Consider the following 11711-nt stretch of genomic DNA (forward strand, 5'->3'; position numbering starts at 1 on the left):
ACCACACCGTTTACGCAGACCGCAAAGTCGAAGCACGGGCCAACGACCACCTGACGGTGGGCGTGAACCAGCACATCAAAATCGGTACCGGACAATTCATCGACGCCGGGCAGGAAATTCACCTGAGCAGCGGTATGAAGGTGGTGCTGGAGGCTGGCGCTGAACTGACGCTGGTCGGCGGTGGCAGCTTCATCAAGATCGATGGCGGCGGCGTGACCATGAGCGGGCCGGCGATCAACATCAACTCCGGTGGTGGACCGGGGAGCGGCACGGGTGCGGCGCCGTTGATGCCGGGGCCGTTGAAGCAGGCGGATACGGATAAAGCCGGGAAGTTGTTGGTGCCGGCGCAGCGGCAGGCGTTGATGCAGAAGAAGCCGATTTGTGCGGTTTGTGAGAAGGCCAAATTGGAGGCCCAGAATGCTTAATCCTGAATGGCCGCTGGAAAACGGTCTTCCACAAGGTCTGCCGTGGAATGCCACGGTAGGCTTGCTGCTAGACGGTGTCAGTGTCGAAAAGCTTCCCCAGCACTTGTACCAGTGGACCGATAATCCAGAATTCGAACCGCTCTACCTCGGAACACGCTGGGCGGAACTGGGCGATATTTCCCCTTGCCTTGTACGCATAAAAGCCCAGAACGATCCAATCCTGGCCAAATTCCTGAACGCCTCGCGTCAGGAATGGGGTCACCTGGTATTCAGTGATCAGCCATGGGACCAACTGGTCGCGCACTTTCGCTGGCTCACCAGCGTGATGCACCCGCAAGGCGAAGAAGTCCTGCTACGCGTCGCCGATCCCGCCGTGACTCACGCACTGCTCTCCCACGCCGAAACCATCAAAGACCCGACCCTCTTCGGGCCTTGCACACAAGTTGTCACTGCGGATGCCGCACTCGGCTGCTGGCATATCAATCGGCGTCAGGGCATCACCTCCGAGCCGAACCACAGCAAACGCTATCGCCTGAGCGAAGAGCAACTGAGCCAACTGGATGAAGTGAATTTTCGAAATGTGGTCATGCGTCTCGACGAACACATGCTCGAATACTTCCCGAGCTATCAGGCCCAATCGACGCCACCGCAACGCTGGGAACACCTGCACGCACTGGCCTCGACATCCTATGATCGCGGCTTCAACACCGAACTCGACATCACCCTCTACGCCAATATTCACGGGTTCCTTGGTGAACGAGCACTGGAAGAACACCCAGACCTCGACGCCATCCTCAAGACACCGTCGGAACAAACACCTGCACAACGACTCGAACGGGTCGCTGATATGGCCCAGGAGCGGGCTGCAACCCTGAACAGGAGCCAAGGATGACAACGCCAACATCGGCAGCAAAAAACCCGAACAACGCTGCGAAAAGCCGGGACGATGGCAAATGCGCTTTGGGCGGCTGTTCGCTGATGAAAGCCAAGATCCAGCTCATTCCTTTACGTTACGGAATTGTGGAAAGGCTAGATCCATCGAGTGCGCTGGCTATGCCGTACAAATTGGAGTCGCGCCCGCTGGGTATTCGTTTGATCCGCGACGGATGGCTTTATGTCATCGTTGAAAAAAAGCCTGAAGCGATCCTTCATGAATACCGTGTGCAAAACGGTATCGTGACCCAACTGCTTTGGGAAAAAGGCGAGATCAAAGCCAACAAACGCGAAAGTAATGTGGGCGAAGCCACTTTAGTTTTTCCTCGATTAAGCAAGCTCTACGTGAACTACTCAGAAGTGCAATGGACTGCCGCCAAATGTGCACAAGTCATTAAGCATAGATCTGAGCGTGAATATTTCATGCAGAAGATTGACCTGACTAACGCCGACCCCGAAAAAGGTACGACCGATCTACTAACCGAAAGCCAAGCTGAAAAATGGATTGCGGAAGTTGCTGAGGAACCGAGCAAAGATCCAGCTATTGCTGGTGCGAAGCCTGAAGAAAGTAAAGATTACTCGTGGGAGCAGACGCCATGCTTCAAAAAAACTCAACTCGGCTTAGTAAAGAAACAGGTCAAATCAGAATATGAGCGCGACCATTTATATCTGATCGTGCAGGATGACTTGGGAGTGCTGCGCGATTTAGCAGAACATCAGGATTTAGTCAGCGGCTGGCTCAGTGACTGGAGTGAAGCTGAAACGAACCAAAAGAAATATGTGTTTGGTTCCTATATCGAGACGCTTTACACCGTAACGGGCGATACGCTACTTAGCGCCGCGCAAGGGGATCCGCGTTTCAGCAAACTCAGCGATGAAACAAGTCCTGAGCAACGCCAATCGATCGTGGACTATGTCAATACGAAAAATCAGACTCAATGGTCCGGAGCAGGCAGCCAGCGCGGAGCAATATCGGCTTCCAAAATGCGCATGCGCACCAGTCTTGGCCCTTTGTACCCAAAGTATGAAGATTTGATCGAAACCATCGAAGAAAATGCTGACGACGCACTAAATGGCGCCAAAATGGGTCAGGAGGGAATCAACGATCTTATTGATCGACCCGCCATGGAGTCATTCCTGAAACATCAAAGAGCTCAGCTCAATCGCTGGAACAAGCGCCTGGATTTAATTACCAATGATCGAATCGGCTTGATAAGTGAGCAACGATTCCATCGTGCAGGCTGGTACTTCGACCCAAAAATCGGCATACAGTTGGAAGCCTCGCTGGCAACCGAATACGCATGTATAAAAGATATTTGCCGCACAGAAAAAGCGACTGAAAAACTAGCAGACCTTATTAATAAACAACCGGGCTTCACAGTCCCGACCTACTTCACCCTTAGCTTAACCGACCAAAAGGACTTGGACGCAAAAATTGCTTCGGCAATCAAGTCAGTACGCGATACTAAAATGGCGGCAAAAGATTACGAGGGTGCTCAGGAGCTCAGCGGAAAATTTGGCAACCTATTAACACAACATCTCGCTGCCTCCATGCATTTGAGTGAAAACGGTATTACTTTTGATCAAATGCGAAATACAGCCTATGAGCCGGCTAAGCAACTTCGCCTAGCAGATGCAATGGACGAATCCATCAAGGCACTGCGAAGCGGGCAACCTGTGGATCCAGCCAAACTGTTGCGTAACATCCCCAATTCAGCATGGGTAGATGTACTGCGAGCCTTTGGCAAAGGAGGCATTACACTAGAGTTTGCCTCCGCCAGCCAGATTGACACCTTTAAGGCTGACATGGAAAAGCTGACTGATCTGCGTCGACAGATGAGCGCATTAAAAAATCAGATTCGTCAAACACTTGCCAATGAGCGAAAGGGAGTAACGGCCAAAGGCACTCACAAGAGCCTAATAGCGCGTCGAAAATCGTTGCAACAAACGGTCGGCCCATTAGAAACCAGAGTGGCCCGTGCGATGAGCCCAGTTGGCGAAGGACCAGGAAAGGCAGCGTTCAAAATTAAAGGCCTGACCAATGCACAGGTCTTAGAGTTCGAACGAATGGTTGACGACTACCGCCTCAAAAAACCGCTTAAAGGATTAAGTCGAGAAGTATTTAAGTCAGCTGGCGGGGATTTGTTCGCTTCGGCAGCGGCAGTGATGCAAATAATCAGTTTTGTTAGAGTTTCTAGTGAATACTCTCTCAAAAAAGAAGCGGACGCTTCAGACAAATTAGCTTTATTTAATTCCTTCTTTTCTATGGCAGGAGGCACATTCGCTGCCGTCCAAGGCATCGCTATCACTAGCCTGTCTGTTGCAATAGAAAACTACTCCAGTGCTGCTGGAAAAATAAAACTGGCAGCTAGACTGGGGCGAATCACAGGTGCTTTAAGCCCCTTTGCATATGTTTTTAGCACTATTGCAGCTGGCACTGGTATTTACGGCGAAAAAGGCTCTGCGGCAAGATGGACTGAAGCTCTTCGCTCAGGTGATGGAGCCAAGCTTGCCGGTGCCAGTATGACTCTGGCTGGCGACTCGGGACAACTGCTCGTCAATGGCTGGGCATTTGCCCGCAGTGGCAAACACCTTATGGATGTTGTCACCACTACTAATCAGGCGCGTTCCTTAGCATGGGTAACGGCTGGAGGAAGGCTGCTTAGCGTTGCTGCTCGAGCAAACCTGATTGGACTTGCGTTGACTGGCTTACAGCTTGGTGGAGAGTGGATATATAACCGAAATAATAAAAGCGAACTGGACAAATGGTTACAAAAAGGCCCTTGGGGTAAAAGTAACGCCAACCGCAGCATGATTGAGGAACGTCTTTTACTAGCCGATATCAGTTCCGTGCCGCAAGTAGCGTTACAGCAAATTAACAACAAACCTATGGTGGTATTACAGTTCCCAGGATTGACTATTCGAGAACTGGATGAGGTGGGCTTGGGATTGAGTGCCTACTGGCTTACTAACCACCAACGCAATGACTGGGAGCCGTGGAGTGAACCTATGCTCTATCAACTCAATCTGTTGAGTGCTCTGGACGCACCACTCAAACTTGGCATTGAGATTTTTCAGAATGAAACCAATGCGCAACATGGCATGGCTATTGCTCTGCGCTACCACCCTGTGGCAGGCGACGAAACATTTCGAGAAAAACGCTTCGAGTCTGTTACGCTTAACGCCCAAAGTGGCAAGCCGTTTTCACCAGTTTCAGTACTACGAACTCGAGCATCCGATGCTCCATGGTTAGTAATCAACAGTGAAGCCTTGAGTTCTCCAAACCTTACAGGTTGAAAGCATGTATTCGAACCTTAAGAAAAACGATGAGTTTGATTTCAAACAAAACCGGCCTTTTGCGGGAGAACGCCGGCGCTTCGCTACAGGTGAAGCCATTTTTTTGTCACCGAAACCAATTCCGACAGGGCAAACGCCCATGGATTTGGGAGGAAGCTTCATTGAAGTAAACGATACGTTTCTTGATGTAGGCAGCAGTAATGTGAACAAGGCATTCCAAGCGAGAGTGATGATCGCAAGTGTAATGCTCGTACTCATATCATGTTTATTAATCGTTCCAACGCTTGCAGGTCTCGCTGGAATCAATAATCCCTTTGGTCGCAGTTTCTGGTGGTACTTTAGCGATTTTTTTGAGTTTGGCCTGCGACTATCTATCTGGTGCGCTGGAGGAGTGGCAATCCTTGGTAGCTATGTAGTAATTAGCAGTACCCTCAAAAAATCGAGGGCTCGTCCAATTCGCTTTAATCGCCAACGGCGTGAAGTATGTTTTTTCCCTGACGGCTCTGATGAACCGATAATCCAACCTTGGGAAGATACTGTCGCCTGGCTTTCAATAAGTACGGGTGTTACGGGAGTAGGTGTAATGAGAAATTATACCTTTGGCATGGCCATCGATAACCCCAAAGCTGATACGGTACACTTTCTGAATCAAGAGGTAATGACACCTACTCATGGGTTAGGAAAATGGGAAGCCATCCGCATCTACATGGAAAAGGGCACTCAATTCTGCCCCGGCAAGGCCCCTTTTGAGGGTAGTCATAGTTTCAATAAAGAACGCGATGACATGCGAGAGGAATACCGACACAAGGAGCGCTCTGCACCGGGTGTGGCATGGTGGTATTTGACTCATTTGATTACGTGGTGGCGTCTTCCGTACTGGATAGCGGAATGGGATTACCGCTACAGCATGAAAGGATTCCCCGAGTCGGTTGAAAGATGGTCTGAAGAGCTCCCACCCGAACAGTGGGCACAACCGAGCCCAGCATTGAAAGAACAGTCAGCAAAAATCGAAAAAGCTTTTGCTCGTGGTCAGGATTTCATGAGTTACTTCAAAATAGATCTAGAGCGCTCATCGACCGAACAGGAAGCACAGCATAATTGAAGAGGCGTAGGAGCCAAGAGAGTAAAAGATGACAGGGTGACAGATGTACTTTGTGGAAAATAAATCTGTCACCTTTTTTGTTCCTTTTCTTGTTTCGCCTTAGACATTTTTACCAATGCAAAAAATCATTGAAAGAAGTAGTTATTGCAGACGCTCCCCTGATTGAATAGCGCAGCGAAAACCAGTACCAGGGTAATAGGCTTCCTGTTCTGGTTTATCCGGCCAGCGTCTAACTACAGAGGCGGCGGACATTGGGCCTTCTGGATAGTAGGAGCCTCGCTTAACCTTATAAGTACCTTTTTCCGGTCCTTGAGGGTTTACCACTGGTGACTGACGGTAGTAATCCTCACCATACCAATCATTAACCCAGTCAGTCGCGTTACCTGCAAGACTGTAGATACCCAGTGGACTGGGTGGAAATTTAGCAATTGAAAACGTTCTACCCCCTCCTTCCACAGGATAGTTTTCCCCAAAACTCAAACTACCAGTATCAGTAGGAAAAAGAATATGTTGCCCGCGATTACGAGCAGCAAATTCCCACTGCGCCTCGGTAGGCAAATCCACAGAATAACCACTAAGGTTGGCAATCCAGTGACAATAGTCCTTGGACTCCTGCCAAGTTTTGGTAAATGCAGGCAAATCACGCTGATAGCGAAACTTCAAATCCTCACGCTCGCGCTTCTCAGCATCAAACAGAGGTTTTCCGTTCGCAATAAAGAACAAATCGAAATCACCCAGCGAGACTTGAAACTTTGAAAAATAATAGGAATTCAACTTGACCGGGTGAACAAAGTCATCATCGCCATTACTGCTGATATTACAAAGCTGATCCGGATCCTGCCCGCAAGGCCAGCTGCAAACATCCGTTTCGTCGTATTCGCAAGCCCAGCCAAAGTCGCCCATATCAAATTGGCCACCCTCGACAAACACCATGTTGTCAATCGACTGAACTACAGTGTTGAGGACCTTTTCACGCAGATCGCTGGAGAGGTTGGGGTACTTGGTCTTGATGGTCGCCGCAATCGACGCGACTTTTTCCGGTGTCAGGGTCTTGCTGATTGGCAATGAGCCGGACTCGGCCCCGCAACCGGCCAGAAAAAATATGGCCGGGAGGGCGAGCACAAACTGACGTAACACGGGCAATATCCTTATAAGGTGCGTCAAGGGCCAAACCTTAACATCCCCTGCCCTGTCTCATAAAAACCTGAATACCTCCGCTTACACCAAAGCCACCCTCACCTGCCTCTCCAACTCCACCTTCAACCCCGGCTCCAGCTTCAACTGCCGCGCCAGCTCATCCAGATACGCCTTCTCCATGAAGTTCTCCTCATCCACCAGCATCACGCTCGCCACGTACATCTCTGCGGCCATCTCCGGTGTGCTTGCCGCGCGAGCGACGTCGGTGGGGTCGAGGGGTTTGTTGAGTTCGGCGTGGAGCCAGTGTTTGAGTTCCTGATCGTTGTCGAGTCGGGTGAATTCGCCTTCGATGAGTTGGCGTTCGCGGTCGTCGATGTGGCCGTCGGCTTTGGCGGCGGCGACCAGGGCCTTGAGGATGGCCTGGCTGTGTTGTTCGACTTGCGCCGGTGGCAGGCGATCGAGGGTTTGCGGTTCGCTTTGCGGGGCGGTGCCTTTCTGAGCGTTCCAGTTGCCGTAGGCCTTGTAGGCGATTACGCCCAGTGCGGCGAGGCCGCCGTAGAGGGCGACTTTACCGCCCACCTTGCGGGCCTTTTTGCTGCCCAGCAGCAGGCCCATGGCGCCGGCCGCCAGGGCACCGCCGCCTGCGCCTGACAGCAAGCCGCCGAGTGTGCCATTACTGGAAGATCCGCCCAGCAAGCCGCCCAAACCACCGGCCGCCGGTTTGTTCTGCGCCCCGCCCGCCTTGTTCTGCAGCAGATCCTGGCCGGACTTGAGGAGTTGATCGAGCAATCCACGGGTGTTCATGTTCCGTCTCCAAACAGGGGTTATCCGGATCAATAAGGCCCTCAGCCTAGTTCGAAAGTGCCCGTCACTTGGCTCCGAGTGTGCTTCCAGATGTTGCCTGGTCCACCGAAGCCCTTCGTGAAAATAGATATACACTCGAGGCAATCTATAAAAACCGCCCACCGGGTAAACCTTTCATGATGACCTTGCGTCAGATCCGCCATTTCATCGCCGTGGCCGAGACCGGCTCGATCTCCGCCGCCGCGCAAACCGCGTTCATTTCCCAATCGACCCTGACCCTGGCCATCCAGCAACTGGAGGAAGAAATCGGCGTCAGCCTGTTCAATCGTCACGCCAAGGGCATGACGCTTACCCATCAGGGCCACCAGTTCCTGCGCCAGGCCCACCTGATTCTGGCGACCGTGGACAACGCCAAACGCAGCCTGCAACAAAGCACCGATCAGGTCGCCGGGCAGTTGATCGTCGGCGTGACCAGTCTGGTGGCCGGTTATTACCTGGCCGATTTGCTTACCCGTTTCCAGCGCGCCTATCCCAATGTCGAGATCCGGGTGATGGAGGACGAGCGGCCGTACATCGAGCATTTGCTGGTCAGCGGCGAGATCGATGTCGGGGTGCTGATCCTCTCCAACCTTGAAGACCGCCACGCCTTGCAGACTGAAGTGCTGACCCACTCGCCGCACCGTTTGTGGCTGCCGGCCCAGCATCCGTTGCTGGAACACGACAGTATCAACCTCGCCGATGTCGCCCGGGAGCCGTTGATTCAACTGAACGTCGACGAGATGGATCGCAACGCCCAACGCCTTTGGCGCGGCGCCGGGCTGCAACCGAAGATCACCCTCAGAACCGCGTCCACCGAAGCCGTGCGAAGCCTGGTGGCAGCGGGTCTCGGCGTTTCGATCCAGCCGGACATGACCTACCGCCCCTGGTCGCTGGAAGGCGACATCATCGAAGCCCGGCCAATTGCCGACCTCAACCAGACCCTCGACGTCGGTCTGGCCTGGCGTCGCGGTACCGCCCGCCCCGCGCTGGTCGATCCCTTCCTGACCGTGGCCCGCGAACAGCCTCACGGTGGACGCAAGCCATCTATTTAATCGAATGCCACCTTCAGTATTTAGAATTTGTCGACCCCGGAGCCGCGCACTAGTCTTGCTGCATCTATAAGACGGTCGGCTCCCGGAACAGGGAGCAACATGACCACACAAGAAAAGAGATCCCGGAAAATGGCTGGCGCGCAGACCCACATGCACACCGCGTTGCTGATCGACGGCGAACTGGTCGCCGGCCAGGGTTTTGTCGAACCGATCCTCAACCCGGCCACTAGCGAAGTCCTGACCCACATCGCCGAAGCCAGCACCGAGCAAGTCGAAGCCGCCATCCTCGCCGCCCACCGCGCCTTTGCCGAGTGGTCGCGCACCACCCCGCAACAACGCTCGAACCTGCTACTGGAAATCGCCAACGCCGTCGAAAAACACGCTGACCACCTCGCCCGCCTCGAAGCCCTGAACTGCGGCAAGCCGCTGCATCTGGCGCGGCAGGACGATTTGACCGCCACCGTCGACGTGTTCCGATTCTTCGCCGGCGCCGTGCGCTGCCAGACCGGCCAGCTCAGCGGCGAATACGTGCCGGGCTACACCAGCATGGTGCGCCGCGATCCGATTGGCGTCGTTGCCTCGATTGCACCGTGGAACTACCCGATCATGATGGCCGCGTGGAAGATCGCCCCGGCCCTCGCCGCCGGCAACACGCTGGTGTTCAAGCCGTCCGAACACACGCCGCTGTCGATTCTGGCGCTGGCTCCGGCACTGGCCGAGATTCTGCCGCGTGGGGTGATCAACATTGTTTGCGGTGGCGGCGAAGGCGTCGGCAGTCACTTGGTCGGCCATCCGAAAGTACGCATGGTGTCGCTGACCGGCGATATCGTCACCGGCCAGAAAATCCTCCAGGCCGCCGCCAAAACCCTCAAACGCACGCACCTCGAACTCGGCGGCAAGGCCCCGGTGATCGTGTGCAACGATGCGGATCTCAAAGCAGTGGTCGAAGGCGTGCGCACTTATGGCTATTACAACGCCGGACAGGACTGCACGGCGGCTTGCCGGATCTACGCCCAGGCGGGGATTCACGACAAATTGGTGGCCGAACTCGGCGCGGCGGTCAGCAGCCTGCGTTTTGCCGGCAAACGCGATGCCGACAACGAAATCGGGCCGCTGATCAGCACCCGTCAGCGCGACCGCGTGGCCAGCTTCGTCGAGCGCGCCCTCGGTCAGCCGCACATCGAACGGGTGACCGGTGCGGCAGTGCATTCAGGTGCCGGTTTCTTCTATCAGCCGACCCTGCTGGCCGGTTGCAAACAGAGCGATGAAATCGTCCAGCGCGAAGTGTTCGGCCCGGTAGTGACCGTGACCCGCTTCGACGAACTGGCGCAAGCAGTGGACTGGGCCAACGACTCGGAATACGGCCTCGCTTCGTCGGTCTGGACGCAGAACCTGGACAAGGCGATGCAGGTCGCCGCGCGGCTGCAATACGGCTGCACCTGGATCAACAGCCATTTCATGCTGGTCAGCGAAATGCCCCACGGCGGGCTGAAACGCTCCGGTTACGGCAAAGACTTATCCAGCGATTCGCTGCAGGACTACAGCGTGGTGCGGCACATCATGGCCCGCCACGGCCAGCATCTCTGACTACGCTAATAACAAGCCGACCACGGCATGCTTCACCGCGTTCACAACTGCCCCGACCATAATTTAAAGAAGAGGGTTCACCATGTTCGTGCACAAGACCGCACTGCTCAGTGCAATCACCACGGCCCTGCTGGCCAGCGCCAGTCTGCAGGCCGCCGAGCCGCTGAAAGCCGTCGGCGCCGGCGAAGGCCAACTGGATATCGTCGCCTGGCCCGGTTACATCGAACGTGGTGAAAGCGACAAGGCCTACGACTGGGTGACCGGTTTCGAGAAGGAAACCGGCTGCAAGGTGAATGTGAAAACCGCCGCCACCTCCGACGAAATGGTCAGCCTGATGGCCAAGGGCGGTTATGACCTGGTGACCGCGTCCGGTGATGCCTCGCTGCGGCTGATCGTCGGCAAGCGTGTGCAACCGATCAACACCGCGTTGATCCCGAACTGGAAATCCCTTGATCCACGCCTGAAAGACGCGCCGTGGTATGTGGTCAACAAACAAACCTACGGCACCCCGTACCAGTGGGGGCCGAACGTGTTGATGTACAACACCAACGTGTTCAAGACCGCGCCAACCAGCTGGAATGTGGTGTTCGCCGAACAGAATCTGCCTGACGGCAAGTCGAACAAGGGCCGGGTACAAGCCTACGACGGCCCGATCTACATCGCCGATGCGGCGCTGTATCTGAAATCCACCAAGCCTGAACTGGGGATCAAGGATCCGTACCAACTCACCGAAGATCAGTACAAGGCTGTGTTGGAACTGTTGCGCGCCCAGCAGAAGCTGATCCACCGCTACTGGCACGACACCACCGTGCAGATGAGCGACTTCAAGAACGAAGGCGTGGTCGCGTCCAGCGCCTGGCCGTATCAGGTCAATGGCCTGATCAACGACAAGCAACCGATCGCCTCGACCGTGCCAAAAGAAGGCGCCACCGGTTGGGCCGACACCACCATGCTGCACGCCGAAGCCAAACACCCGAACTGCGCCTACAAGTGGATGGACTGGTCGCTGCAACCGAAAGTCCAGGGTGACGTGGCGGCGTGGTTTGGCTCGTTGCCGGCGGTTCCGGCGGCGTGTCAGGGCAGTGAGTTGCTCGGCGCTGAAGGCTGCAAGACCAACGGGTTCGACCAGTTCGACAAGATCGCTTTCTGGAAAACCCCGCAGGCTGAAGGTGGCAAGTTCGTGCCGTACAGCCGCTGGACGCAGGACTACATTGCGATTATGGGCGGTCGCTAGTCTTTGAGGTGACTCCGCTCTCCCTGTGGGAGCGGGGTTTGTCGCGAAAAAACGAAGGAAAGCCACACCCAAACAAAAGACAAAAAAGAACCCCCGAACAA

At 54.6% G+C, this 11711-nt stretch carries 8 protein-coding genes and 1 pseudogene; 7 read left to right on the top strand and 2 right to left on the bottom strand.

The window, feature by feature from the left end; all coding sequences use genetic code 11:
- The 4 genes and pseudogenes from ACW9HX_RS27980 to ACW9HX_RS27995 all read left to right on the top strand — a co-directional run.
- A pseudogene (locus tag ACW9HX_RS27980) lies at positions 1 to 425 on the top strand (type VI secretion system tip protein VgrG); the annotation flags it as partial.
- On the top strand, positions 418 to 1317 hold the full coding sequence (locus ACW9HX_RS27985) for a DUF4123 domain-containing protein (protein WP_282475091.1): 900 nt from the start codon (positions 418 to 420) through the stop codon (positions 1315 to 1317). The pseudogene ACW9HX_RS27980 and the gene ACW9HX_RS27985, both read left to right, overlap by 8 nt.
- A complete protein-coding gene (locus tag ACW9HX_RS27990; protein ID WP_457383069.1) occupies positions 1314 to 4655 on the top strand; it encodes a toxin VasX in 3342 nt (1113 codons plus the stop codon). The genes ACW9HX_RS27985 and ACW9HX_RS27990 overlap by 4 nt, the downstream gene beginning before the upstream one ends.
- Positions 4656 to 4659: 4 nt before the next feature.
- Positions 4660 to 5757 carry a DUF6708 domain-containing protein gene (locus ACW9HX_RS27995; protein ID WP_309295633.1) on the top strand — a complete coding sequence of 366 codons (1098 nt, stop codon included), beginning with the start codon at positions 4660 to 4662 and terminating at the stop codon, positions 5755 to 5757.
- Between the two features lie 141 nt (positions 5758 to 5898).
- On the opposite strand, the gene ACW9HX_RS28000 is transcribed toward ACW9HX_RS27995, so the two are convergent.
- Both ACW9HX_RS28000 and ACW9HX_RS28005 read right to left on the bottom strand, forming a co-directional pair.
- Positions 5899 to 6894 (bottom strand): formylglycine-generating enzyme family protein, encoded by a 996-nt coding sequence (locus ACW9HX_RS28000; protein WP_457383070.1) that lies wholly within the window; start codon positions 6892 to 6894, stop codon positions 5899 to 5901.
- Positions 6895 to 6975: 81 nt separating this feature from the next.
- Positions 6976 to 7698, bottom strand: coding sequence for a tellurite resistance TerB family protein (locus ACW9HX_RS28005; RefSeq protein ID WP_457383071.1), 723 nt, complete (start codon positions 7696 to 7698; stop codon positions 6976 to 6978).
- A gap of 176 nt (positions 7699 to 7874) precedes the next feature.
- Between ACW9HX_RS28005 and ACW9HX_RS28010 the strand changes: the two genes are divergently transcribed.
- The 3 genes from ACW9HX_RS28010 (at position 7875) to ydcS (ending at position 11610) form a co-directional block, all read left to right on the top strand.
- A complete protein-coding gene (locus ACW9HX_RS28010; RefSeq protein WP_007954670.1) occupies positions 7875 to 8789 on the top strand; it encodes a LysR family transcriptional regulator in 915 nt (304 codons plus the stop codon).
- Between the two features lie 99 nt (positions 8790 to 8888).
- A complete protein-coding gene (locus ACW9HX_RS28015; RefSeq protein ID WP_457383072.1) occupies positions 8889 to 10376 on the top strand; it encodes a gamma-aminobutyraldehyde dehydrogenase in 1488 nt (495 codons plus the stop codon).
- 82 nt (positions 10377 to 10458) lie between these two features.
- Positions 10459 to 11610: a putative ABC transporter substrate-binding protein YdcS gene (gene ydcS, locus ACW9HX_RS28020; RefSeq protein WP_457383073.1), complete on the top strand. Its 1152-nt coding sequence runs from the start codon at positions 10459 to 10461 to the stop codon at positions 11608 to 11610.
- The last annotated feature ends 101 nt before the right edge of the window (positions 11611 to 11711 follow it).

It is taken from the genome of Pseudomonas sp. SDO52101_S400, from assembly GCF_054071635.1.